The sequence below is a fragment of the Leptothoe sp. EHU-05/26/07-4 genome, assembly GCF_043421015.1.
GTDB lineage: Bacteria > Cyanobacteriota > Cyanobacteriia > Phormidesmidales > Phormidesmidaceae > Leptothoe > Leptothoe turfae.
Genome location: NZ_JAXSQV010000005.1, coordinates 664,664 through 690,070, shown reverse-complemented (window position 1 = coordinate 690,070; position 25,407 = coordinate 664,664). Strand labels below are relative to the sequence as shown.

17 protein-coding genes are annotated in these 25,407 nt (G+C 50.6%); 15 read left to right on the top strand and 2 right to left on the bottom strand.

What is annotated here, in order from left to right; translation table 11 throughout:
- Positions 1-15 precede the first annotated feature (15 nt).
- From U2F10_RS21645 to U2F10_RS21580, 14 genes are all read left to right on the top strand, one after another.
- Positions 16-753 (top strand): hypothetical protein, encoded by a 738-nt coding sequence (locus U2F10_RS21645; RefSeq protein WP_499873238.1) that lies wholly within the window; start codon positions 16-18, stop codon positions 751-753.
- Positions 750-2,294, top strand: coding sequence for a TrbI/VirB10 family protein (locus U2F10_RS21640; RefSeq protein WP_499873237.1), 1,545 nt, complete (start codon positions 750-752; stop codon positions 2,292-2,294). Before U2F10_RS21645 ends, U2F10_RS21640 begins: the two co-directional genes overlap by 4 nt.
- Positions 2,291-3,052 (top strand): hypothetical protein, encoded by a 762-nt coding sequence (locus U2F10_RS21635; RefSeq protein ID WP_499873236.1) that lies wholly within the window; start codon positions 2,291-2,293, stop codon positions 3,050-3,052. The genes U2F10_RS21640 and U2F10_RS21635 overlap by 4 nt, the downstream gene beginning before the upstream one ends.
- Positions 3,045-4,754, top strand: coding sequence for a M23 family metallopeptidase (locus U2F10_RS21630; protein WP_499873235.1), 1,710 nt, complete (start codon positions 3,045-3,047; stop codon positions 4,752-4,754). The genes U2F10_RS21635 and U2F10_RS21630 overlap by 8 nt, the downstream gene beginning before the upstream one ends.
- Before the next feature lie 9 nt (positions 4,755-4,763).
- Positions 4,764-5,303: a hypothetical protein gene (locus U2F10_RS21625; protein WP_499873234.1), complete on the top strand. Its 540-nt coding sequence runs from the start codon at positions 4,764-4,766 to the stop codon at positions 5,301-5,303.
- Positions 5,304-5,314: 11 nt separating this feature from the next.
- The gene (locus U2F10_RS21620; protein ID WP_499873233.1) at positions 5,315-7,048 is read left to right on the top strand and encodes a type IV secretory system conjugative DNA transfer family protein; all 1,734 of its coding nucleotides are present in this window, start codon (positions 5,315-5,317) and stop codon (positions 7,046-7,048) included.
- A gap of 10 nt (positions 7,049-7,058) precedes the next feature.
- Positions 7,059-7,460, top strand: coding sequence for a hypothetical protein (locus U2F10_RS21615; RefSeq protein ID WP_499873232.1), 402 nt, complete (start codon positions 7,059-7,061; stop codon positions 7,458-7,460).
- A complete protein-coding gene (locus U2F10_RS21610; RefSeq protein WP_499873231.1) occupies positions 7,445-8,992 on the top strand; it encodes a hypothetical protein in 1,548 nt (515 codons plus the stop codon). The genes U2F10_RS21615 and U2F10_RS21610 overlap by 16 nt, the downstream gene beginning before the upstream one ends.
- A gap of 2 nt (positions 8,993-8,994) precedes the next feature.
- Positions 8,995-11,262 (top strand): strawberry notch-like NTP hydrolase domain-containing protein, encoded by a 2,268-nt coding sequence (locus U2F10_RS21605; protein WP_499873230.1) that lies wholly within the window; start codon positions 8,995-8,997, stop codon positions 11,260-11,262.
- Complete coding sequence (locus U2F10_RS21600; protein ID WP_499873229.1) at positions 11,186-11,458, top strand: hypothetical protein; 273 nt, start codon at positions 11,186-11,188, stop codon at positions 11,456-11,458. The genes U2F10_RS21605 and U2F10_RS21600 overlap by 77 nt, the downstream gene beginning before the upstream one ends.
- Before the next feature lie 144 nt (positions 11,459-11,602).
- On the top strand, positions 11,603-14,695 hold the full coding sequence (locus U2F10_RS21595; RefSeq protein WP_499873228.1) for an NACHT domain-containing protein: 3,093 nt from the start codon (positions 11,603-11,605) through the stop codon (positions 14,693-14,695).
- A gap of 491 nt (positions 14,696-15,186) precedes the next feature.
- Complete coding sequence (locus U2F10_RS21590; protein WP_499873312.1) at positions 15,187-19,281, top strand: strawberry notch C-terminal domain-containing protein; 4,095 nt, start codon at positions 15,187-15,189, stop codon at positions 19,279-19,281.
- Between the two features lie 246 nt (positions 19,282-19,527).
- Complete coding sequence (locus U2F10_RS21585) at positions 19,528-21,006, top strand: type I restriction-modification system subunit M (protein WP_499873227.1); 1,479 nt, start codon at positions 19,528-19,530, stop codon at positions 21,004-21,006.
- On the top strand, positions 21,003-22,052 hold the full coding sequence (locus U2F10_RS21580) for a restriction endonuclease subunit S (RefSeq protein ID WP_499873226.1): 1,050 nt from the start codon (positions 21,003-21,005) through the stop codon (positions 22,050-22,052). Before U2F10_RS21585 ends, U2F10_RS21580 begins: the two co-directional genes overlap by 4 nt.
- A 10-nt stretch (positions 22,053-22,062) precedes the next feature.
- Here the strand turns inward: U2F10_RS21580 and U2F10_RS21575 are convergent, their stop codons facing one another.
- A complete protein-coding gene (locus tag U2F10_RS21575) occupies positions 22,063-22,998 on the bottom strand; it encodes an IS5 family transposase (protein WP_499870216.1) in 936 nt (311 codons plus the stop codon).
- A 291-nt stretch (positions 22,999-23,289) separates the two neighbouring features.
- Here U2F10_RS21575 and U2F10_RS21570 point away from each other — a divergent pair, with 291 nt between their 5' ends.
- Positions 23,290-23,883, top strand: coding sequence for a Uma2 family endonuclease (locus U2F10_RS21570; RefSeq protein WP_499873225.1), 594 nt, complete (start codon positions 23,290-23,292; stop codon positions 23,881-23,883).
- Between the two features lie 52 nt (positions 23,884-23,935).
- Here the strand turns inward: U2F10_RS21570 and U2F10_RS21565 are convergent, their stop codons facing one another.
- Complete coding sequence (locus U2F10_RS21565; protein WP_499873224.1) at positions 23,936-25,138, bottom strand: hypothetical protein; 1,203 nt, start codon at positions 25,136-25,138, stop codon at positions 23,936-23,938.
- Between the last annotated feature and the right edge of the window lie 269 nt (positions 25,139-25,407).

Genomic DNA, 25,407 nt, shown 5'->3' with positions numbered 1-25,407 from the left:
ATAAGGAAACTCTCTATGGTGCAACTAATCGAGAAACGTAACACCAACTATATGCCGCTCTTTGTCCTTGGCAGTGTGGGACTACAGCTGGTCATTCTGGTGATCTTGTTTCTGCAGGCCGGTGCTCTGAGTCGTCTTAGCCGTCAAGCGCCCCCTACCCTGGTGCAAATGCAGGATGGTCAGGCCGTTCGAGTGGCAGCGATGGACGCCCAGGACCGCTCCCCCGAAACCATTCGTCGCTTTGTCAATGACACCCTGGTGCTGATGTTTAACTGGAGCGGCAGCTTACCGGCAACTACCGCTGAGGAAGCCAGTCAACCCAAAGCCGATCCGGGATTGGCGATCGAAGGTGAACGCGGCAAACAAAAAGTGGCAACTGCCAGCTGGCAGGCCAGCTTTGCTTTCTCCGAAGACTTTCGCCAGGAATTTCTGCAGCGGGTAGCAGACCTCACCCCACCAGATGTATTTACCGGGGGCACCCAGGTAGTTATTGCCATTAACCATGTTTCAGATCCAGCAATAGCAGGCGACGGGCGCTGGAAGGTCGATGTGGTGGCCCATCTCTATGTCTTTAACGAAACCGATGCCCTGGGAAAAGCCATTCCCTTTAATCGGGAGGTGTTTGTCGAAGCCGTCACTGCCCCAGCAGTGCCCGCTGGTGAGACGGCCCTAGAAAAAGCCATCTACAGCATCCGTCAGGCAGGGCTGCAAATCTATGCCATCCGCGAACTTCAACGGGAGGAGTTGAAATGAGTACCCAAGAAAACCTCTGGGATGAACAGGGCATGGCAGAACTGGTGGGTCTCCAGCTATCGGAGCCGAGCGAAGATCCTGACCAGGAGACTGTTCCTACTGCAGTTGCCAGTGATGAGAGTTCTCCATCTGAACCGCTCCTAGATCCGGAAGACTTGGCGGATCCATCACCTGTGGCAGACCATCCCAAAGGCATGTTGTCCCTAGCCACCAATCCTTTCACCAAGCTGGGTGTAGTCGGTGCAGGAACGGGGTTGGTGATTGGATTTCTGGCGGTGTTTACCAACAACATCATGGACGGGGACAAGCCCCAACCAGCTAAAGAAACCCAGGCAAATTTTGAAGATCCGATGGTAAAGGCTACTGAGGACTCTGCTACCCAAGACGATCGAGGGAAACTGCTGACCGATCTAGCCATGGGAAACCAGCAAGCCGAGCTTGAGGCCTTGTCAGAGGAGCCAGAAGAAACTGAAATATCTGAGCCTGCACCTGAAACGACAAACGAGATTCCCAAGTTTTCATCTGCCCTATCACCGGAACCTCGTCCTCCTCAGCGAGTGGTTGAACGCTCTATGCCTGCACCGGCTCCCAGGGTGTCCACTCCTGCCCCCAGAATGGCACCGACACCGCCTCCCAGAGAGCAGCCTGTTGCCCCAGAGCCAGCTGTAAATCCAACCGAACAAAGGATGGCCCTATCTCACCTTGGCAGCTATGGTCGGCCACCAGTTAATAGTTCTGAAACTACATCTGAAAGGGAAAGTCCTCTTGATCCAGCAGAGAACAACATCCCATCATCCGGCCCTGTGCAACTAGTGCGGGCAGAAACATCATCGCCAGCCCTTGCCATCAACCATGCTGAGGAAGCGGCCATTCTCCAGGAAGACGCGACCCTTATTCAGGAAGATCCAGCCTCTGCCCCAGTGTTGATAACGGGTACCCAAGCCGCTGCCGTACTCGTCACACCATTGATCTGGGCAGAAACCACAGCAGTCGATGGTCTTCAGTTTGTGGTGCAGCTGACAGAACCATTGCTTACCCCTGATGAAGTGGTTGGCCTACCTATCGACACCCAACTGGTGGTGCAGGTGCAGTCAGTTGACGACAGTGGCCTTAGCCAATTGGCAGTGGTCTCGTTGATCCAGGACGGTGAGGAGATTCCCTTACCAGAAAATGTTATCCACCTGAGAGGACAAGACAGCACACCGTTAATTGCTGAGAAATATGGTGGACAGGGGGCAGCGATGCTCCGTCGAAATCTCAACAGTGCCCTGATCGCGGGGGTGGCCAGAGCTGCGGAACTGATCAACCAACCAAAGTCTTCCTCAGTGGTTACCAATGCTGGAGGCAGCACCATTACCCAAGACAACGGCGACCCCAATATTCTCGCTGGAATTTTAGAAGGCACATTTGGTGAACTAACAGACCAAATGGCTGAACGTAATCAAGCCGCCTTGGACGAGATTCTGGATCGGCCCACGATCTGGTATCTCCCGCCAGGTACTGAAATCGAAGTGTTTATCAATCGGACGGTGATGCTATGAAACATCAATGGATTCCCCTGCTCATCACCGGAACCGTTTTTCTGGTGGGAATATCGCATCAACAACCGGCTCGCGCACAGTCGGCGTATCCGATTTCGGCGGATCACGCCCAGGGACTGACCGGCAGCACCTCTCCGGTGATCAAAATCTGGCCTGGATACGGTACCAATCTCAGTTTCCTGACTGTTGAGGAAACCATTCTCCGCGTCTGGATTGACGATCCCGGCAGAGTCGCCCTGGATTTCGATGAACCGCTCTGCCCAATGGCAGCAGAAACCGAATGCGAAGCGGGTAGTCCATCGGTAATCCATTTACGCCGAATTCAAGGGCTGGAGTTTGAGAATCTCACCCAGGCAGAGGGGACATTGCTAACGGTCATTACCGAAACAACAAATGGTGAACGACAACTCTACGAGTTTCGTGTTGAGTTGGCCGCTGGTGCGCCAGACTATCACACCGTTGTTATTAATCCGACTGTTCCCATTCATCCCCTGCTGGGTCTGGTGCATGTGGAGCGTGGCCTGCGAGTGGCTGAATCCAGGGATTTAATCCACCGAGACCAGGACCTGTGGAACCGGCTGCAAACCTTTCTCACCCTGGCGCGAAGCGGTGTAGACATGCCAACGGCTGCAACCCAGGCGGGTGTTTCCCTACCTCTGATTACTCGCCTGGCGGAGTGGGGTGAGCAGGCCAGAGAGTCCTCCATTTTAGAAACCACAAATCGTCAACCCCTCAACTCAGGTGAAGACCATGAATAACAACTATTTCGGACACAGACGACGACTGTTGCCAGTGCTCGGACTGATGGCCCTGGCACTGGTGATCACCCTTCATAGTTTCTGGGCTCGTCCTGCTCACTCCAGCTTGCAACCGGGTTCGCCTTTACCCGTGATTCAAGACCAGCTCCTGGGTACCAAACCTAACTGGGCACAAATTACCCTGCGGTCATTGCCCAACATTCTGGAGTCTGGCTCCTTCGAGGCTCCTGGCGATCTTGTCCGGGAACTGGGCTATGACCCTTCACGTATCTGGGAAGCGGGACAATCCGCTGACCAGTATATGTTTCTGGGAGATTTTCAAGACAGTTTTCAGCTCCAGCGATTTTCTCTTTACGAGATTATGGCCCTGGTAGGTCTGGATGTGGACGCATTGCGGCTGGCGGATCTGGCTCTGGTCAACTGGCAAACAGTGGGTGATCTGCTTGAGGCCATTCCCGATCTGGCTAATCGTCAGCTTCAAGAGGTCAAACCCATTGCTGACCTGCTGACGGGAACAGCAAACCCCCAAGACACGATTGCCGAAGTTCTGCAAGAACAGGCCATCGTCGATCTCAGTTTGGGCGAATTGGATCTGGAGCAGTACGACCTCACTTCCATTCCCGGAATCCTGGAGACTCCGTTAGAAAACTTCCGTGACTGGCAACAGACTGTCATTGAAGATATTCCTGGCTTAGCCGAGGTGCCCTTTTCCAGCTTTCCCAACCCCATTGCAGAACAGGGTGTGGTGGTGGGCATGGTGGATATTGTGTTTGGTCCCGCAGAACGCGATCGCAAAAATGCCATCAGCGGCAGCTACGTCGAAGGGTTCAACGTCCCTTGCAATAATGACTGTGCCCATCTAGAAATGGGTCAACCCCAGCTGGTGGAAGGCATCCAATGGATCTCCGGCAAATACCAGCAGGTACGGGGCGGACGGGGTGTGCTCTCTAGGGTGAACGGTGGACTGGAGCCGACCGGCAGACATCCCTTTGGCAATGCCTTTAAAGTCGTTGTCTTGGAAACTGATGAGGCCTCTGGCACCGCTGAAACCGGACTCTATTTCCGCATGTGTGCCCGCAGTGCCTTTGTAGACCTGGGCTGCACCCCCTACTTTATCGGCCCGATTCCCTGGTTGCCCGTACAGGAAGAAGGCATGATGTTTCTCGGCCAGGTCAAGGAAGGTCTGTCCACAACTGCCGCCGCTGAAGTTGCTGCCGCCAAAGGCATTGACCCAAAAACGGGACAGTCCAGCCCTGCACCAACACCCGTGGAAAGCAACCCCGGTGAAGTGGGTGTCGCTACAGGCGAGTTTACTAACCCAGCACAGGGCTATGGCATCACTAGCGGGTTTGGCTATCGCACCCATCCCATCCATGGTGATCGCCGTCTCCATGCCGGTGTGGATTTAGGCACCCCCACCGGCACCGTTGTGGAAGCTGCCGATGGCGGACAGGTCACCTTTGCAGGCATCAGCGGTTCTCTAACAACCGGCTACGGCAGGCTGGTCATTGTCGATCACGGCAATGGTTATGAGACTTACTACGCCCACCTGCAAGGTTTCTTTGTACGCGAAGGCGACATTATTGCCCAGGGCGATCCGGTTGGTCGGGCAGACAGTTCCGGCTATTCGACTGGTCCTCACCTTCACTTTGAGGTACGCCAGAACGGACAACCTAAAAACCCTATCAATTACCTTCGCTAGAGAGTTGCCATGAGACATAATCGCACCGTTTTAATCATCCTGGCAGGTATTTCTATCTGTCTAATCGGGCTGATCACCCTGGTTGGATTTAACCTGGCTCGGGCTTCCGAGAACATTCCCGATGTGGCTTACACCTGCTTACCTCAGCCCACCCAAACAACCAAGCTCTGGGGGCTGGTGGAAAATGCAGACGATCGCTATTACCTGATCGGAGCGGCCTGGGAAGATAACGAATCTGGTGACTCAGGCGGCTATCAGGAAGTTTTGGTTTATGTCAATTCCCAAGAGACTTGTCAATCGTTGTTGCCAGAGGATGACCCGGTTCTCAGCCACTATATCTCTCTCAATGTTGCCAGGGAGTTGGCACTGCAGCGCTATACCCGCGTTCTTCGCGAACAAGGTGGAAAAGAAGCCTATCAACAACAGTTGAGTGAGTACCTGACATCAACCGCAGAGGGGACTCGCAGTGAATTTCCCCAGGAATACATTTGGGCATTTGAGCAATTGGGCATTGAGTTGCCACCCGACAGTTACGAGGTCCTGCGCTAAGGAGTCAGCCGATGACGCGCTATTACACAGAACATCCCTCTACCCCAGGGCAGCTAGATTCAGCATCAACCCAGTCCCTGTCCCAGCTATTCTCGACACTTCAGTCCAAGAATGGCCTGGTCTTGTTGGGATGTGTCGTCATCATTGCAATCTTCTCTCTACGGGGAAATCGCAAGCAGGGCAAGCTGGCCACCAGTCGTTTTGGCGGTGGAAAAGAGAAATCAGCCGCTCGTAAACGGGCACTTAAACAGCTAAAAGAACGTAAACGAAATGCGGTTTCACTCTACATCGGTAAGCCTACCCGCGAGAAAGATCCTAAATCCCTTTACCTGCCCGATCTCCAGCGGGGTGTTGCCGTTTGTGGTGGGCCTGGGTCTGGGAAAACCTTCAGCGTTATCGATCCACTGATTCGCTCTGCCCTGGATCAGGAACTGCCGGTCGCTCTTTACGACTTTAAATACCCCACCCAGAGCGCTCGCCATGCCGCCTATGCTGCCAAGTTGGGCTACGAGGTGCGTGTCTTTGCCCCCGGCTTTCCCGAGTCGGATGTCTGCAACCCGATTGATTTTCTCCGCAGTGAATCTGATGCCGAGATGGCCAGACAGATCGCCACCGTGTTGAACAAGAACTTTCGGCTAATGACCCAAAGTACAGAAGACGGGTTCTTTGCCGCTGCAGGCGATCAGCTCACAGAGGCCCTGTTGATGTTGGCCAAGTCCACCAAATATCCCGATATTATGACGGCCCAGGCGGTGCTGGGACTAACCAACCTGGGCAATCGAATTGCCACTGCCGAAAAACTAAACAAGTGGATTCGGGTGTCATTTACCCAGCTAATCGGCGTTAAAGATGCGGAGAAAACCGCCAGCGGTATCGTGGGTAGCGCCAGTGAAACCTTTACCCGGTTTATGAAGGCAGGGGTACTGGGGGCGTTCTGTGGCCAAACGTCTATCCCGCTAGACCTGGAAGGGAAGCAGCTTCTGATTTTTGGCATGGATCGGGAACGACGGGACGTAGTGGGTCCATTAGTGGCCACAGTTCTGCACATGATTGTGACGCGCAATGTCGCAAAGCGTCGGAAAGATCCCCTGGTGGTCGCCATTGATGAGTTACCCACCCTCTACCTGCCTACGCTGGTGCAGTGGCTCAACGAAAACCGGGAAGACGGTCTGGCGGTCACCCTGGGGTTTCAAAACCTGGTGCAGCTGGAGAAAACCTATGGTCGAGAACTGGCCCGTGCCATTTTGGGAGCCTGTGCCACCAAAGCTATCTTCAACCCCCAGGAATATGAGGCGGCTCGAATGTTCTCGGATTTCCTGGGAGATGAGGAGATCCAGTACAAACAAAAATCTCGCAATCGTGGGGGCGGTAAAGCCAGCACTACCATCTCGGAACAGGATCGGACTCGCAAACTGTTTGAGCCCAGTCAGTTTCTACGCTTGCCTCCTGGCAAGTGCGTTTTGATTAATCCTGGTTTTGTCTCCCAGGGGGAAGCAGCCATTCCCATTCAGCAAACCATCAAAATTCCCAAGGCCGATATCCAGACAAGTGAAGCCAGCGAGGCCCTATGGGACAAGATCCATGAACGCCTGGTGCAACGCAGTCCCCAACATATCCCCACCACAAAAGATTTAGAAAAACGACGTGACCTGGTTGAGGCCATGCTGCCTGAACCAAAAGCACCCGTTAACTCAGCATTTCCCGACCCATCGGGTCTAATCGACAAGTACAGCAGTTTACTTTAGGAGATTACCTATGACCGCCACTATCCAAGCGACTGACCAATTTTTGTCCCAGTCTCTGGGCGATAAGCTGCCCCCCAACACGGTTGCCGCCTTGCTGGAGTATCCCCAGATTGCAGCGGATTTAGTACCTGTTCTTGACCAGGCACCTTTCTCAGCAGAATACGTTCCCCGTGCGATTGAGCTTCTCTTTGATGACGTGACGGTGTTGTTGTGGAAAGACGGACAGATACAACAACAATTACCCGCGATCGCAACCGACTACCAACCCGACCTGCTGGAATGGGCAGTGGATGGTGAAACTGCCTTTTTCTCAATTCGGGGCATGACGGTGATTAATCGCATAAAGGCCATGCCCCTGCTGGATATCAACGTTTTGGAATCCCTCAAGGAGGACCTATGCAAGCAACCGTAAACCCTGGCGAAGCCAAACAAATTGAACAGGACTATGCCCACACCACGCTGGCCTCCAGCGAAATGGTTGTAGATACGGCCCAGTCGACGGCAGAGGCTATTCAGGCCTTTATCCAAATGTTGCGCGATCGCATCCGAGATGCACGACAACAGGAAAAGCAAACAGAGCAGGTCGATGAACAGACTGCGACAGATTTTGAACTACCCGTGGAACAACCGGAACCCATCGAAATCAAGATGGGGCGGGAAATTGTCTATCGAGAGGGCTATGCCAATAAAGATCCGGTCAACAAACTGAACCCCAACAAGCTGAAGCTTTTACAGGCGGCTGTGGATACTCCTCAACAGTCGGGGGCAGAAACGACAACAGATGTTAAAGGCACCATCAATATTAAGGCCGGTGATGAGCTGGTCTATCGCATGAGTAAGGGGGCAGTGGAGACCAATCAGCTCCAGTCGGAGCAGGTTAAACAGTCTCTGGAAACTCAGGTTAAATCTGCTGAGATATCTCCCGAGGTGCCAACTTCGCAAGATGTCGAGTTGGAAAGCTCTGATAACCAGGAAGTCTCTACTACTGCCCCGACCTCAGCAGAACCGGCTTTGGAGTCAACTGTTGGTGGGCAGCAAGCGATCACAACCGAGCAAACACCTCAAGAACCTCAATCAGTTGCTCTTCAAACTACGCCACAACCCACTGAACGAGTAGCTTCCATCTTCGATACGTTGGAACGCCAGACTCATCAGGTGACGGATCGTGCTACCCAAAAATGGATGCAGCAGACAACCCGTGTTATGCAGCGATCCTCCCAGCATGTAGCAGATCGGGTGGTTGCCATTGCTGCCAATATCCGCAGCCGTCAGATTGCGGCTACTGCCATCAATCTGTTGCAGAAGTATGGCGTTTCAGACAGTCCTGGTCGCGGTCTTTACCAATCTGAGAAATATACTCTCAGTTTCAGGGGGCGGATGGTCACCATTGCCGATCGCGAGGGCACTGACCTGATGATGTTCCGTAAGACCCGCTGGGGATTGAGCATTGTCAAAAACGATATGGTGGCTTCCCAGGAAAACGACTTTATGAAAGCTCGCCAACAGATTCAGATTATGGGTCTGGAGGGGCTTTCGTCAGAGCCTCCCATGCGAGTGCGGCAGTTGGGTAATCTCTCACCAGCAGGGGATGCTGGCCTGACCCGAGATTTAACGGCCCTGGCCCTGGCGAGAATTGCCCGTAAGCTGCTGGATGTCACTGGCAGTCGGCCCAATGTACAGGGCAAGCGGGTGTTTCAAGGGGGTAGTCAATATCGAATTGAGGAAACTCCTAACAGCTTGAAAATCCAGGCGGCTGAACGGGGACAGATTCTCAGTATCGACAATGGCAAGATCACGTCGAACCTGGGGCCGAGGGATATCGCCCATTTCCGGTTTATCGATCGGGAGCTGAGTCGAGATTTGCAAATGGCTCAACCGGCCACGGTAACGCCCCTGCATAACCGGCAGCGGGAGCGGTCCACCGGTATAGCCATTGGTGAGTAACCATGGCAGGGCCGCAACCAACGTTGGTGAACGCCTTTACCCATCACTTTTTGACGGGTGGAGGCTTTGCCACGATTAATGCAGCCAGAAATCATGCGGCTGATATTCTGGCAAAAAAGGTAAGCCCTGGCACGGCTCTGGCCAAGCAGGTGGACGAGGCGATTGAAGCCAGTCTGGTGCGGGCTGCTCGCAACCTTGTTCAGGCGTCCTTGACTACCCACGAAGCCTATGACCGCCTGGTGAATTTGCACGATCGGCAACCGGCACTAAATGTGCGTTCTTCCACCAGTGTTCTGCAGCAGGCTTACAGCACACCTGTTCCAATCGCTTACCTGGCCTCTACCCTGGCGGGGATTACGCTTGAGACCACAGTTTATGAACCAACGGCTGGCCATGGAGCATTGCTGCTGGCCACTGATCCAGCCAGGGCAACGGTGAATGAGCTGAATCCTGAGCGGGCTGAGGATCTGCGATCGCAGGGCTACCAGGTCACCCAACACAATGCGGTGGTCTATCAACCAGACCAGCTGCATGACATGGTGATTGCCAATCCTCCTTTTGGTGTGGTTAGAGATGCCCAGGGGCAACGACAACGATTTGCGTTACCAGGGAATCGTCGAGGGACAACCCAGATTGATCATGCGATCGCATTCCAGGCTTTGTCAGCCATGAAAGCCGATGGCAAGGCGGTTCTGATTCTGGCGGGCAAGTTGGGTACCGATGAAGCATTGCGATCAGAGCGTTACAACACCCTGGAAAGTCGCGGGTTCTTCTATGCCCTCTACCAGCAGTACACCGTTACCCAACACATCACCATCTGGGGAGAGCTTTACCGCAAACAGGGGGCAGGATTTCCCATTGACCTGATTGTTATCTCAGGCCGAGGGGCGTCTGAACGATTGTTACCAGCAGCAACAGTCCCTCCGATTTACAAGTCTTTTACTCAACTCAAGGAGCTAATTCCCCATGAGAGACTACACCACTCAACCACCGACCTACTCGGAATACGAGATCTACTCCCAGGTCTGGAAACCCAAGGAAACGGGAGATCAGGGCATGTTTCTGGTGCGGGTACCTCCGGACCTGCAGGAGATGACCGACGAGATTTATCTACAGCTGATACAGCTACGGGTTCAGTGGATGATTTGTCACTGGATGACAGAAACCAACGAGCCTCAGGAAACAACGGCCCGTCAATTAGCCCAGGCCCTGAGCAAACTGTCTTCCCAGCAAACTCCGCCAGCCCTTCACACTCCAGGGACTGGAGAACTCAGCCCCATCGACCTATGGGCAGAGGAATGGAGCGAAACTCTGGTGCATCACAACGAGACGCTGACCACCAAGTTCGAACTCCGAAACAGCTGGGTCTTCCCGATGTCCGTGCAGCCCCCCAGCGATCTAGCAATTCAAAAGGACTGGCAGAGCGAACACGACGACGAGATCACCCTGGAGATTTGGCTGAGCTACCTGACTGCCGAGATGAGCTGAGGCTATTGCCCATGGTCACCCCTGAGATATCTCTTGAGCAAGAACAACCCATTGATGCTCAAGCCCATAATGTGGCCTATGTTCCCCGCAGTCAGGGCACCTCACCGGGCACGCTGATTCCTGCCAACATGGCTGCTGCTGCCCAGACTGCCCTCGACAATGTGGAACAGCACCGGGGAAATATCGATGAGTTTGTCTGTCAGCGGTTGGGCTATGACTCGACTGAGGCCATGTGGCGCGTACTCTATGCCGAACAAATCGACTCTCTTGCCCTGGCTTTTGAGCAACGGGACCAGGGCAAGATTTTTCTCAATGGGGACCAGACCGGCAATGGTAAGGGGCGCTTTGGGGCGGCTAATATCATCGATGCCCAGCGGCAGGGTTTGATTCCCATTTTTGTGACCCGTCAGCCCGATCTCTACAACGCCATGATCAACGACCTGGCCGATATTGGTAAGCCAGGGTTCACGCCTTTTTTGACCAACAACAGTTTGACTCTGGAGCTGGATGACGGTCGCAGACTCAGGACTGCCAGTAGCGGAGAGCAGGAAGCAGAAATGCTGCGGCTGGTTCAACAGGGAAATTTGGGAAAGGACTATGGGGCTGTGTTTACCACCTACAGCCAGCTGCAGACCATCAAAAACAAAGAGCCCTTTCGCCGCCAGTTCTTTAGAGCCCTGGCCCCCAGCGCCGTCTTTATCTTTGATGAATCCCACGAAGCCGGGGGCAGTACGGGGCAATCTCAGTCCTGGAGAACCCAGTGGCCCACCCAATCGGGCTGAGTTTGTGCGGGAGTTAGATGAATCCCACGAAGCCGGGGGCAGTACGGGGCAATCTCAGTCCTGGAGAACCAGTGGCCCACTCAATCGGGCTGAGTTTGTGCGGGAGTTAATCGATCACTGCGCGGGTGCTGTTTTCTTAACTGCTTGTCTCAAGAAATGTTTGAGCATAGTGCGTTTCCAGAACTTTATTCGTTGAGTGATAAATTTTGCATGAAGGAACGCACCTTACAAGATCGAGATCGCACTTATGTTTTTGGTATGAAGGCGATCCCCAAAGACAATTCTTGAGTTGAATGCCATAGTGATGAACAACAGTACGCTGAGCTGAGGATTGGGAACGATGGTAGACTGGCTGACGGTTTGGGGCGTGGTACAGGCCACTGGGTTTGTGTTTAAGCCGATTCTCGAAGACCTGGCAAAGGAATCCACAAAAGATTACGCCAAAGACTTTTTCAAAGACTGCCTCAAAAAGGTAATTCGCCTGCCTGAGCCGGATGTGCAGAAGGAAGCCTATGGTAAGGCACTGAAAGAATTTCTCCAGCTCGCGCAGCAAGAGCTGGAAAATGCGGGCTACCAAGACGCACAAATTAAGTCGTTTAACCAACCGCTGAAGCAATTCATCCAGCATCCCGATGTGGCGACTACCCTGGGACAGGCATTTGAGAGCGATTGTCGGGCAATCGCCAACTCCCAACTCGCAAAAACCTGGAAAGACCTGGATCTGCCCTACCTCCCCGACGACTTTGACTGGGATTTGGTCGGCAAGCTTTATGTGAGAATCATCCAGAAAAAAATCATTCAAGAGTCCGAGACGCTGCGACTTATTTTTTCAGCCCAGGCCCAAGCTTCTACAGCAGCAGGGGTGCAAGAGCTGGTTGGCATTGCCCCTGATTTTAATCTGCGTCAATATGCCGAAGGGCTGCGAGAAGCATACGGGACATTGAAACTGGATTCGCTTGATACTAACGGAGTCTATTACAGTGAGCTGAAGCTCTGGAAGATGTTCATTCCCCAGAGCGTGCGAGAATGTCAAGAGTTTTCGCCCCAAGTCTATGAACTGCCAAAGGAGCATGTGCGACGGTTACAGGAGAGTGGGCAACTGGATGAGACTGAGATTGCTGAAGCAGAGCTAGAGCACTATCGCAAAGTATATGCAGAGCAACCCATTCGCCCCTTATTGGAGGTGGTGGGTGATTCGACATCTTCTTCTACGCCGACAAATCGTCGTTTGCCCCTTCGGTACGATGGGACGATGCGCTATGACGGTACCGTGATATATAGCGATTCGCCTGTGCATTATGCCGTGATTTTGGGCGATCCGGGGTCTGGCAAATCGTCGCTGCTGCAATACATCGCCCTGGTCTGGGCCGAACGTTCCGTCATTGAACTGTCGCTGTATCCGATTCCACTTTTGATTGAGCTACGCACCTACGCCCGTGATAAGCAGAAGCAAAGGTGTCAGGATATCTTGTCGTTTATCCATTCCGGCAATGTCACCTGCCGGCTCAACCAGCAGCAGCTTCACGAACGCCTGCAACGGGGAGAAGCGATCGCCCTCTTTGACGGCATTGACGAAGTCTTTGATCCAGTCCTGCGGGATGAGGTAGTGACGGATATTCACCGATTCACCAACAGATATCCCAACGTGCAGGTGATTGCTACCTCTCGCTGGCTGGGATACAAAGCCCAACGCCTACGCGATGCCGAGTTTCGTCACTTCATGCTGCAAGAGCTGGATGAGGAGCAAATTGAGGCGTTTATCCAGCGGTGGCACGACCTGACGTTTCCCGAAGGAGCCGACAAAGTTCGCAAGCGAGATCGCCTCCAAAAAGCCACCCAGGACTCCAAGGCTATTCGAGAACTGGCTGGAAACCCTCTGCTGCTGACGATGATGGCGATTTTGAATCGAAATCAGGAACTACCGCGAGATCGCCCCGAACTTTACAGTCAAGCGTCACTAGTATTGCTGCATCAATGGGATGTGGAGCGCAATCTAATTGAGCATCGGCTCGACCCAACGGCGATCGACTATCGAGATAAGCAGGCAATATTACAAAAAGTAGCGTATTACATGCAGTCAAGTGAAAAAGGACTGGCGGGTAACATCATTAGCGCTAGTGATCTTGAGGGAATTTTGACGGATTACCTGAAGAGAATTGAGATAGAGCAACCAAGAACTGTTGCTCGCTTGCTGATTAATCAGCTCCGCACGCGAAACTTTATTCTCTGTTATGTAGGTAGTGACTCTTATGCTTTTGTGCATCGTACTTTCCTGGAGTACTTCTGCGCTCGGGAATTTATAAATAGATTTGAGAAGCATACTCTGACAGAATCACAATTGATAGAACTAACTTTTATAGCCCACTGGAAAGATGAAAAATGGCACGAAGTTTTATGCCTAATAGCAGGAATGGTTGGCGAAGAAACTGCGGGGAAAATGATTAGCTTCTTGAATGCTCAAGATGGAAATCAGCATTATTTTATAAATTTAATTCTAGCTACCCAATGCCTATCGATAGTGCGAAATCAATCTCTTATTAAGCCTGTATCTTACCAGCTACTTAAATCTATGAAGGAGTTAACTAAAAAATATGAAGGTCAAGTAGGTCCAGGGGAAGAGGTTCGAAATAGTGACATATTTCATAAAGCAATCTCAGGTATCATATCTACTTGGAAACAATATCCCGAAACATTGACTTGGTTAAAAAGCTGGATCCAAGAAAGCAATGATCCTTTTACTTCAAAAATAATTCTTGATGAAATTATACGTAATTGGAGTAATGACCCAAGAATATTTACTTGGATAAAGAGTTTACTTTCTAAAAGTGAAAACTTAAATAACTCTGTTGATTCAATGATAAGAGGTTTTGCCTTTGAGAAACTCTGTAATCTATGTAAGGACGATCCGGAAGTGCTGCCTCTACTTAGAAAAAACATTCTTCTAACTACAGATGATGCATATTTAAGCTCATTGAGTATTACATTATTTCAGCATTGGAAAAACGATTCTGAAACTTTAGACATATTGATAGGAAGACTAAAAGATAAAAATGTAGCGATTCGATTTGGCATCCTACAAGGAATAGTTGTTGCAAGAGAAAACATAGACTCTTCTTACTTAAAAGTCAAAGAAATAGCAAGTTTAGATGAGGATAATGAAATTAGATGGCTGGCAGTTAGGTGGCTCAGCAGATGGAAAAATGAACCCGATTTGTTTGATTTCTTGTGTGATTTGGCTCTTCATGATCCATTTAAAAGAAGATATGGTGAGGATAACAATCCTCGACAAGCCTCTCTGAAAGTGATGATTAAAGCTTACCCTGATCATCCTCAAACGCTAGAGCTTTTGCGAGATCGCGCCACCAATGATCCCGATGAGCAGCTCCGAGAATGGGCACAGCAGCAACTCACAACGCTGAAGCAAAAGACCTAACGTTTCTATTAGACCGCGCTGTTTACGGGCTAACCCCTCTGCATTTACATCTCGTATCTTGGCGTTACTAACATTACTTCTTCTAATTAAGCAATTGTTCCAGCACTTAGTTGACCTAACCTCCGAATCAATCGAGTCTTATTCAGGACTAGAATTTGAAATCACAATGCGACTGAATTCCGTGATAAGCTACCATCTCCTTGGTTTGCTCAGCAAACAAGTTGGTAATGAAGCGCGACGCCAGTTCGTCGTTGAGGAAGTGACTATAGTTGTTGAGAACTGAGAAACAATATTATTTTATAAAATGATGACAGCACGTACACCTGCTTGCTCAGAACCTTGAGTCGGACAAGGTTTGCCGACCAAACTTTATCAACGCTCAGGGGATGCTTAACAGCAGATCCTTGTCCCCTTAAAGCACTATGTCACCAATTTTCTTAAGATCCTGACGACTGTTCCTAACTGCCACTGCCACCAAAGATCCTGCTGTGATGGATCTCTATGCCCGTCGCAGTGATGCCATGCAGGCCGTTTCCAGCCTGAGCAGTCTGGAAACCATTCTCAAGTCTGGTGGTATCCCCCTTCAGCAGATGATGGCCACCAAGTTTGTGGCCTCAGGGCAACTGTTGCGGCGAGAGCGATCCTTTGAAAATATCTCTTTTGAAGCCCAGGTGGTGCCGGTGGATAGGGATGTGGCGGATGGGATTTCCGCAATTATGCGAGCGGTGGATGCCTTTGACCGCACCAAAGCAAAAGCGCTGACCACTCTACGAAAAGAACTCAAGCAGGAAGCCAAACAGCTCGGCCAGGATAACGCCATTGGTCAGATTGGGGTGCATTCGATCAATTTCACCTCCCTGATGCACAATGCCATTGATCAGGGGCTGCTATGCCAGAAAGCGGAAGCCACGGTGCAAACGGCGATCCAGGCCTTACAAAATGGCGAAAAGCCCTTGATTGCAGTGGCTTCTACCATGGATGCCTTTATCGATTGGTATGTAAAGGACAACAGTCTGGAACTCGGTGAAGCTATCGACATTTCCTTTGGTGACGTCCTGGGGCGTTATCTGGAGCGCTCCCGCGATGTTGTGCTCAAAGACCATGAAGGGCTGCAGACACGACGACGGTTAACCGATGACGAGTTAGGAGCCGATGGTATTGCCGCCTATGACGCTGCCCGTGAGCTAATCGCAGATACCGATCTCTCCACGGTGCCCCTCAGCTCCATCGACTACATCAAATGGCGACTGCGCCAGGAAGGACATTCTGTAGATGAAATCACGGGGCGTAAAAACATTATTGACTATGGGGCCGATGCTCAGATGAGCTATGGCCGTCGCTCCAGCCGTGAGACTCGCCCCCAGGGCAAGATTGAGGTGGTGAATCGGTTCAATGGTGGTGAGCTGGATGTAGTGATTCTCAACCGCTCAGGCTCCACTGGCATCAGCCTCCATGCCTCAGAGAAGTTTACCGATCAGCGTCCCCGCCATATGATCGTGGCCCAGGCCGAGCGAGATATTAACCAGGTGATGCAGATGTTGGGGCGGGCTAATCGGTTTGGTCAGGTGGTTGAGCCCAAATTCACGCTGTTGATGTCTGACCTGCCTGCAGAGAAACGGTTGGGGGCATTGCTGGCGAAAAAGATGGCGTCTCTTAATGCCAATACCACCGCATCCCGTGACTCTGATCTCTCCGTCACCAATGTGGTGGACTTTATGAACATCTACGGTGAAGCGGTCATCACCGAGATTTTGGAAGATGATTCAGAGTTAGAAGCCAGACTGGCCTATCCCTCTGATAGCTTGCAGAGCAGTTCTGATATTGAGCTAATCAGTCGAGTGACGGGACGCATTCCTCTGTTGCCAATTGAAGAACAAGAACAACTGTATGGACTAATTGAGTCGGAAACAACAGATTTGATTGCCCGGAAACAGGCCATGGGTGAGAACGTGCTGGCAGCGGAACAGCTGGATCTAGATGCCCGCACCATTGCTCGGATGGAGGTAATTCCAGATGAGAGTGGTCTTCGCAATGAGTTTGTAGGGCCGGTGTATCTGGAGGTGGTGGATGCCAAGATTCCGATAAAGCCGTTGACCCAGCTACAGGTGATCAATGCGGTACGGGATAAGCTGGGGCTGGAGTCAGTCCGCTCAGCGGAGGCCCATGATTTTGACCAGGCTGAAACTATTGCAGTTTCTCAAGCTCAGCAGAAAACTGCTCAGGTGAAGCAGGAGCTGGCCGACTATCGCCACAGAATGATGGCGAAGAAGAAAACGCCGGAAGCAATCTCAAGACTGACTGAGCGATTGGATCAACAACTGGCGCATATCACCTCAACGCTGGCAGATTTTCCATCGGGTACAACCGTCCAGGTGATTTCTGAGCAAGGTAATATTGCCTATGGTGTTGTGGCCGATGTCTGGCAAAGAGGCCAGCAGGGTAGTCCTGCTGCGCCCACTAACTGGCGGCTTCAGGTGTTGACTGACAACCATTCTCGCCAGATTACGCTGCCACTGTCTAAGGTGAATACTCAGAAGGAGAGTGCGGTCAGCATCACACCCCAGGATCAAAACTGGGACGGAGTGGAAATTTATGAATCGTTTGATCTCAAACAGAGCCAGCAGCGGCGAGAAGCCCAAATTTTCACAGGCAATCTATTGCGGGCATTTGAGAAATATCCGAAAGGACAGTTTCTCAACTACACCGACCACCAGGGGTGCATTCGTCAAGGGCTGATGATGCCTGCCGGATTTGATATTGAAGAATCCCTACGGTCAGAGCCAGTGGCGTTTCGTGAGCCTTACCAGGTGAAGGCATTTCTGACGGAGCTTACTCAGAATAAGGGGGTGGTAAAGTCCCTGGATGAGGTGCTGGTGATTAAAACCCAGGCCGCTGCTCGACTATCGGGCAGTCAGGCGGATGGATTTGTAATGCAAACGCCGAAGGCTACCAGCGTAGGGGGACGATATTTCCTGGATCAGGACATTCTGGAAGCGGTGGGGGCTGACTTTTATTCTGTGGCTGATCGGATGGAAGTGGTGGTATCTGCTGAGCGGATTGAGCCGGTGTTGACTGTGCTGATGAAGGAGAAGCAAATCACGCTGGCGGCATTTGATTTTAAGGATCAGGCACGGGAGTATCTGGGGGAAGCACTGCCATCATTGGAATTGGTGGAGTCAGGCAACTATGCAGCGCAGGGGGATTATGTGCCCTATGTGCCTGAGCCGACCCAGGTAAATCGTGATCAATTGGAGAGTTTGTTAGCGGATGAGAGAACAATACCCCTGACTTCTTCTGGCTCGGAGATTGGTGTTAGTCCATCACAAGTACATGATGTGACGTCAGCTGACGTGCCGATGCCGGAAAGCGTCTCTCTTCCATCAGAGGCTTCTTCAGAATCTCCTGGTGTTGTTTCGCGGATTGCATCTGCTAAGGAACAATCGGGTGGGGCTGAGAAACAGGTGGCGAAGTTTCTTGAGAATGCGGGGTTGGCTGAAGCTGTTTTGCAGGGGGAAGATTTTCACCTGCGGATTGAGAATGAGCCTTATATTCCTCTGGTGGTGGAGCGGCATGGGGACCAGCTCTATCTGACGCACTATCTGACCCAGAACGGAGATATGTTTATTGATACTGAGATGGTGTTGGGTATTTCTGATCAGGGACTGCTGACGCTGCAGGAAACGGCAGTGCAATCGCTGGGGGGAGAGTATCGGGGGTATGACCGAGGGTTTGCTCAGATGTTTGCCCGGAATATTAATCACCAGGGGTTTGCGGAGGCAGCGCAGCAAAGTTTAGAGGCGAATAATGTTGAGGTTTCACAAGCAGAGGCTGAGGCAAAGGAAGCCAGTTTGTTTGATTTGGAGCCTTTTCAGCAGACTTTGCAGTTAGATCAGCATAGGGATGGGGGCGATCCGACCTGGGATGTGGCATCGGCTGAGGCTGCATCAGTGCCAAAACAGGATATGCAGGCTGAACCAAAGCAGGCTCAGACGAATGATGCGGCTGCCCATGGTCCTGATTCAGAGCTTCATGCTACAGGGCCACCTGCTAACGAACTGAATGGTCACTCGGCCAGATCCTCTAATGAGGTCACTGTAGATTTGGATGCGCTGCGGGGATGGTATCGAGCGGCCCGTGATATGGGGCAAGGCTCAGAGCGGTTGGAATTCATTGAAAAGCTGGGGCAGCTGGCTAAAAGCTATACGGATCAGACGTTGACGGTTCCTCAGGAAGTTCAACGGGTAATGGCCCAGGATTTGGATCGCTATCAGGTGCAGCAGCAGCGGGGTAAGTATGTTGCTCAGGCTGCTCGGTTTATTCTGGCTGCTGTAGGAAGCCCCAATAGGCAGGGAACTCGGTTTCAAGGGAAAATTTATGATCTGCGGCAAACGTCTGAGGGTTTAATGGTTCGGAGGCTGAAGCCTTATCCGCAGACTATTCTGGAGGTTGCCCAGGGTAAGGTACAGCGCACGGTGGTTACTGCTGAGGATTGCCAGCGATTTAAGGCATTTGTGCAGCGATTGGAACGAGATCGTATCAGTATTCGCAACCAGGCATCGTCTGGAGCAGCGACAATTGAACGATGAATGTGTGCTGAAACTCATCTACAAAAAGCGCACCATATTCGTCGATGACCCCGAACTCTTGGAATGTTTAATTCATCGGGCAAAAAAAATCCTTAGCCCCACGGGCTAAGGAAAACATCAGGGTGCATCTACCGGCCAGGTTTACAGGGGGTAAAGCTTTTTTTCAGGATGGGTTTGGTGATTATCTGCTGATGTAGGATGGATTGCTCCAGCCTACAGTTACGAACCATCTAGAGGACGCTGTACATGATCACAGGGGAAATGAAGTCAAAGGTTGACCGGCTATGGGAGACCTTTTGGAGCAATGGCATCAGTAACCCCATTTCGGTGATTGAGCAGATTTCTTACTTGCTATTTATTAAGCGGTTGGATGATCTGGAGCTGGTGAAGGAAAAGAAGGCTGCTCGGTTACGTCGGGCGGTGAAGAACCCGTTATTTTCTGAGGAGCAGCAGCATTGCCGGTGGTCGTATTTTAAGAATCTGACGGATTCTGAGGAAATGCTGTGGGTGGTGCGCGATGAGGCGTTTCCGTTTATTAAGGAGCTGGGCCAGGCAGGTCAGAAAGGGGCCTACGGTCGCCATATGAAGGATGCGGTATTTCTGATTGCGTCACCGGCTTTGCTGACTAATGTGGTGGATCAGCTGGAGCAGATCCCGATGGAGGATCGGGATACGAAGGGTGATTTGTATGAGTACATGCTGGGTAAGCTCAGCCAGGCGGGTCAGAATGGGCAGTTTCGGACGCCGCGCCACATTATCAAGATGATGGTGGAGCTGATGGAGCCGGGACCGCGTGAAATTATTTGTGATCCGGCCTGTGGGACGGCGGGGTTTCTGGTGGCAGCGGCGGAGTATATTCGGGAGCTGAAGGACAGCGATGGGAACCGGGTGTTAAATGGGCCAGGGAACTTGGATCACTTCAATGCTGAAATGTTCCACGGGTTTGACTTTGATGCCACCATGTTGCGGATTGGCAGCATGAACTTGATGCTGCATGGCATTGAGGACCCTAAAATTGAGTCTCAGGATTCTCTGTCGGAAGACCATGCGGGTTTAGAAGAAGCCTACACGATGATTCTGGCAAATCCGCCATTTAAGGGATCGGTGGAGAAGGCCACCATTGCAAAAGACCTGACCAAGGTGATTTCAACCAAGAAGACAGAGTTGTTGTTTGTGGCGTTGTTTTTGCGGTTGTTGAAAGTTGGCGGTCAGGCAGCGGTGATTGTACCGGATGGGGTGTTGTTTGGTTCGTCAAAGGCGCATAAAGGTATCCGTGAAATTTTGGTAGAGGATCACAAGTTGGAGGGAGTGATTTCAATGCCCTCTGGGGTGTTCAGACCCTATGCTGGTGTTTCCACAGCAATTTTGATATTTACTAAAACTGGTGCTGGTGGGACTGACCAGGTCTGGTTCTATGACATGGAGGCAGATGGCTTATCCCTGGATGATAAGCGTCAGCCAGTGGGAAAAAATGATATTCCCAACATTTTAGAACGATGGAAAGAGCGAGATCCGGAACAAGATTCTAATCGTAAAAGCAAGACGTTTTTCGTGCCAAAGAATGAAATTAAGGCGAATGGGTATGATTTGTCGATCAATCGATACAAGGAAATTGAATACGAAGAAATTGAGTATGCACCGCCCAAAGTCATCTTGCAGCAACTGAGGACACTGGAGGATGAAATCCGTGCGGATCTAGATGCACTGGAGGGGATGTTGGAATGAAGTTAGGAGAGTTATGTGAGGTTGTGCGAGGCAGTAGCCCTCGTCCTAAAGGAGATCCTCGATTTTATGGTGGTTCGGTGCCACGATTAATGGTTGCTGATGTCACGCGGGATGGCAAGTACGTTACTCCGAAAATTGATTTTCTTACTGAAGAAGGTGCTACTCGAAGTAGACCAATGAAGCAAGGAGACCTAGTGATTGCGGTAAGCGGTAATCCAGGGTTGCCTTCTATTTTGGAAATCGATGCATGTATTCATGACGGATTCGTAGGTCTTAGAAATCTAGATAAAACGAAAGTTTTAGTTGATTACTTGTATCGTTATCTGCTGTTCTTCAAAGAGAAAATCAAGAATCAAGCTGTAGGAGCAATCTTCAAAAATCTTACTACTCATCAAATTGCTGCTATAGATCTCCCACTTTTGCCCCTAGAGGAGCAGCGGCGGATTGCGACTATTTTGGATAAGGCGGATGCAGTGCGGCGGAAGCGTCAGGAGGCGGTTCGGCTGACTGAGGAACTGTTGCGATCGCAGTTTCTGGAGATGTTTGGCGACCCCGTAAACAACCCCAAAGGCTGGGAGGTTCTCCCACTAGGCGAAATCTCCAAAGTTCAAGGTGGATTACAAGTGACGAGCAAGAGAAAGCCAAATCCGCTTGAGGTTCCATATCTCCGCGTTGCTAATGTCTACAGGGATAGACTGGTGCTCGACGAAATAAAGATGATTCGTGTGACACCCTCAGAAATTAAACGTACTCAATTAGAAAAGGGAGATTTGCTAATTGTAGAAGGGCATGGAAATAGTGAAGAGATTGGTCGTTCTTCGGTATGGGATGGCTCAATATCAAACTGTACTCACCAAAACCATTTAATTCGTGTCAGAGTCAACCCCACAAAAGCAGAGCCTAATTACGTTAGTGCATTCCTAAATTCATCTGGTGGTCGTCGGCAGTTAAAGCGTTTTGGAAAGACAACTTCTGGCCTCAATACAATTAGTGCATCGAATGGGCTTTGGTGCGTGAATATTTTGGTAGACAGATCGGTCCTCTAGGATATCGATCTTAGGCTTCAATAGGATAGCTATCGGGCATTCCTAAGTGGGTGAACTGATTGAGAATAGAACATTCCAACAGTAATTCTGTCGTTTGATTTTCAATCCCTCGTGCAGACACCTCACCTGTGAACATAGTTTTGAGTCGATACATCATGGTTTCACTCAAAGACCGTCGATGATAGTTTATCTCTTCTTTCCAGGTAGACCGTCCCTGTTTGCGAATCGCTCGTAAGTTTTCATCTCGTGGATGCGGGGCCTGTTTGCGATTGCCATGAAACCAAATTTTGGCATCTTTGCGAGGGGGAATCGCTGCCGTTGCATCACGCTCATCAATGGCGTCATAGCAGTAGGTGCGGTCATACGCCCCATCGGCACTCACTTGGTCAATCTCATCGGGAATTTGGTCGAGGATGTCCGGGAGTATCTCGCCATCAGTGATGGCGTTCGAAGTCACTACGGCAGCCAGAATCTCTCCGGTTTGCTCATCGACACCCAAATGGAGTTTGAGCCAAGTGCGACGTTTGCTCACCCCATGCTGCCGGGTTTTCCATTCCCCGTCTCCGTACACTTTAATGCCCGTACTATCAACCACCACATGACGACTGCCAGAGGTCGGCTGAATCGGTAAATCAATCGGTAATGTCTGTTGACGACGTGACAATGTTGTATGCACCGGTAAGTCTACCGATACATCCATCAGTTCAAAGATAGACCCTGCAAAGCCAATGGTTTGACGTAAGGCCAGTCCATAGAGCACTTTGAAGGTCAAGAGTGTTTGGATGGCTAAATCGCTATAGTCTTTCGATGCCCCTGGTTTACCAGTCTTTTGAGTGTTTTTCCACTCGGCAATCACCTCATCACTGAGCCATAACGTCAGACTTCCTCGCTTTACCAGAGCAGCGTTATACTCAGACCAGTTGCGGAGTTTGTAGGTGCGTTTCATCGGTACCGTGTTTGTGTGGTAACTACACTTTACCGGCACCTACGGCTCCGCAACTTCTTTATTCACGCACCAAAGCCCATCGAATGTCAAAAGCATGAAAATTATGCTCCCTCCACTTTCTAAACAGAATGACTATTTTTCGACCAGAAAAATAGTTCAGAGAAAAATAGGGCATTATCAAAAACACCTTCAGAGTCTAAATACCCTCTTCAACTCCCTTCTCCAACGCGCATTCCGAGGCGACCTATGAAGCTACCGCTATAATTAAGACCTAGCCAATGGGCCAAACCCATGACTCAAGCCAAAACCAAGCCACTCACCTTCGCAGAATTTATAGAACGCAATGACACTGATGGCATTCGCTATGACCTGCTGGCCGATGGGAGCCTGGTAGCCGTGCCCAGTGAAGCGGAGATCAACAGCGCCATCGTTATGATGTTGCTAGAAAAGCTGATGCCCTTCATTCAGCTACGATTGGCAAAAATCGGTGTATTAGAGCTAGAAGTCAACCCCGTTGGCGATGAAAAACGCAATCGCCGCCCTGACCTGGCAATCCTAGAGCCAGCTCACTTAACCATCGAAAGCCTCAAAAAACGTACAGCCCTATTTTTAGGCTCACTACCGCCCCGGTTTGTCGTCGAGGTCGTTAGCCCTGGCAATCCTGACACCGACAATTACAAACGCGACTACGTCTGGAAACGCCAGCAATACCAGGATTGGGGCATCCCTGAATATTGGATAGCTGACCCCCACCGGTCACAGGTAACCGCGCTATCGCTTGTAGACGGCATTTACCAAGAAGAGACCTATCGCGGCTCTGAGGCTATCAATTCCAGGGAATTTCCCGACTTAGTGCTCACTGCCGACGCTTTATTAAGCATTTGAGCACTTTTTGCGATCGCTGATTTAGGTGATGGACCTGTCAGCAGCCATACCTTTATAAACTCAAGGGGCTAGGGGGCGTCACAAAAATAAGGCTTGAATTTTCAGGCTGTAGCGCTGCAGGCTTTGCGTTGTACCACTTACTAAATGGAACTTTTGTTTTTTCTAGGAGTTTTATTTCATATTCGTAAGACTCAAATCGACACGTCGTTTCAATCATTTCTTCCATTTCGTCAACGGCCTTGGGCAATTGCTCAAAAATAGCTTCGCGCCCCTCATCCTTTAGACCGAAGAAGCCTCGCTTAATATCCTCCTGTTCAATGATTGAAGACGGCAACTGTTTAGACCAATCTTCAATGTCTGATATATCGCCCAAGTTTTCCCGCAAGCTCTCAAAGACTGAGTTCTCAGTCGCAGCAGGATCTTTCCATTGATAAATGCGTGTCAGGCGAGATAAATCTACTGCGCCCATTAGTTGTGGATGAAGATACATCAAGGGAGTTGGCGTTAAGAGCAAATCGACATACTTAACCATTCTCGATTTAACTTTGTGCTTCCCTTCTTCAAAGCGGCTGCGGGCAAGACCATACTCACCCAGCTCCAGATAGCAACGTGTCTCGGCTATAAAGGCAAGGCACAACGTAAGTAGATATTCATCACCAATTTGGCTATGACGCTCTAGCTCCTTATCGGTTAAGTCTGCATAGACATGTTCGGCTTCCAGAAATCGATCAATTGCCTGCATTGCACTGCTGCGCCGATTTTCAGGATCGCTCATTTCAAAAGCGTTACGAGCAAGGTCAAGCGCAGCACGAAAGTTCGCATAAAACGCCAGATCTATTTTCTCGTCTATTTCCTCTAGCTTTTTCTGAACTTGTTGCAATCGTCCTTCAAGTTTTTGAATTTTCTTATATATGACCGCAAAGCCAATTGCAGTCATCCCAAGTGTCAGAAAACTTGCAGCAGACTGAAACATCACCATATTCTGCAATTGCCCAACCTGTTGACTGATGGCACCTAAACGCCGCTGTGTAACAGCAGAGTCAGTGGCCTGGACAAGCAAGCGTAAAGCACCTGTTGGATCAACACCGGTAATCGCATCAGCTGGAATATTGGAATTTAATGCTGCATCTTTTAACCAAGTTACAACTCGGCCACTCTGATCTTGAATGACACCGCCATTACGAACAAAATCCCCAGCCCTGATTCCATCAGCAATGTATTTGGGCATGTCAAACGTCAGTGAAATCGGTGCCATAATCAACTTCAGCTAATAGGGACAAACTTCCTAGTTTTCACTAATGGTCTCAACATCTCCGGAATAGCATCTGGAGTAAGTAGAGTGTTAGATAACCAAGGTCAGCCATACACGCAGCCAGGTCCTCTGAATTTTGTATCAGTGATTTAGGACCTTTGTACTACATGATTTTTTTGACATAGATATCAACAGCTTTCCCTGATGGATTTAAAGACAAAACGTAGATAATAAATTGAGCCGAAGTTCGATCGGGCAGACATCCGGGGGAG

What these genes read in the sequence shown, in the direction of transcription:
- U2F10_RS21645 (WP_499873238.1), top strand. Translation starts at nt 16, where the DNA reads ATGGTGCAACTAATCGAGAAACGTAACACCAACTATATGCCGCTCTTT.
- U2F10_RS21640 (WP_499873237.1), top strand. Translation starts at nt 750, where the DNA reads ATGAGTACCCAAGAAAACCTCTGGGATGAACAGGGCATGGCAGAACTG.
- U2F10_RS21635 (WP_499873236.1), top strand. Translation starts at nt 2,291, where the DNA reads ATGAAACATCAATGGATTCCCCTGCTCATCACCGGAACCGTTTTTCTG.
- U2F10_RS21630 (WP_499873235.1), top strand. Translation starts at nt 3,045, where the DNA reads ATGAATAACAACTATTTCGGACACAGACGACGACTGTTGCCAGTGCTC.
- U2F10_RS21625 (WP_499873234.1), top strand. Translation starts at nt 4,764, where the DNA reads ATGAGACATAATCGCACCGTTTTAATCATCCTGGCAGGTATTTCTATC.
- U2F10_RS21620 (WP_499873233.1), top strand. Translation starts at nt 5,315, where the DNA reads ATGACGCGCTATTACACAGAACATCCCTCTACCCCAGGGCAGCTAGAT.
- U2F10_RS21615 (WP_499873232.1), top strand. Translation starts at nt 7,059, where the DNA reads ATGACCGCCACTATCCAAGCGACTGACCAATTTTTGTCCCAGTCTCTG.
- U2F10_RS21610 (WP_499873231.1), top strand. Translation starts at nt 7,445, where the DNA reads ATGCAAGCAACCGTAAACCCTGGCGAAGCCAAACAAATTGAACAGGAC.
- U2F10_RS21605 (WP_499873230.1), top strand. Translation starts at nt 8,995, where the DNA reads ATGGCAGGGCCGCAACCAACGTTGGTGAACGCCTTTACCCATCACTTT.
- U2F10_RS21600 (WP_499873229.1), top strand. Translation starts at nt 11,186, where the DNA reads ATGAATCCCACGAAGCCGGGGGCAGTACGGGGCAATCTCAGTCCTGGA.
- U2F10_RS21595 (WP_499873228.1), top strand. Translation starts at nt 11,603, where the DNA reads ATGGTAGACTGGCTGACGGTTTGGGGCGTGGTACAGGCCACTGGGTTT.
- U2F10_RS21590 (WP_499873312.1), top strand. Translation starts at nt 15,187, where the DNA reads ATGGATCTCTATGCCCGTCGCAGTGATGCCATGCAGGCCGTTTCCAGC.
- U2F10_RS21585 (WP_499873227.1), top strand. Translation starts at nt 19,528, where the DNA reads ATGATCACAGGGGAAATGAAGTCAAAGGTTGACCGGCTATGGGAGACC.
- U2F10_RS21580 (WP_499873226.1), top strand. Translation starts at nt 21,003, where the DNA reads ATGAAGTTAGGAGAGTTATGTGAGGTTGTGCGAGGCAGTAGCCCTCGT.
- U2F10_RS21575 (WP_499870216.1), bottom strand. Translation starts at nt 22,998, where the DNA reads ATGAAACGCACCTACAAACTCCGCAACTGGTCTGAGTATAACGCTGCT.
- U2F10_RS21570 (WP_499873225.1), top strand. Translation starts at nt 23,290, where the DNA reads ATGACTCAAGCCAAAACCAAGCCACTCACCTTCGCAGAATTTATAGAA.
- U2F10_RS21565 (WP_499873224.1), bottom strand. Translation starts at nt 25,138, where the DNA reads ATGGCACCGATTTCACTGACGTTTGACATGCCCAAATACATTGCTGAT.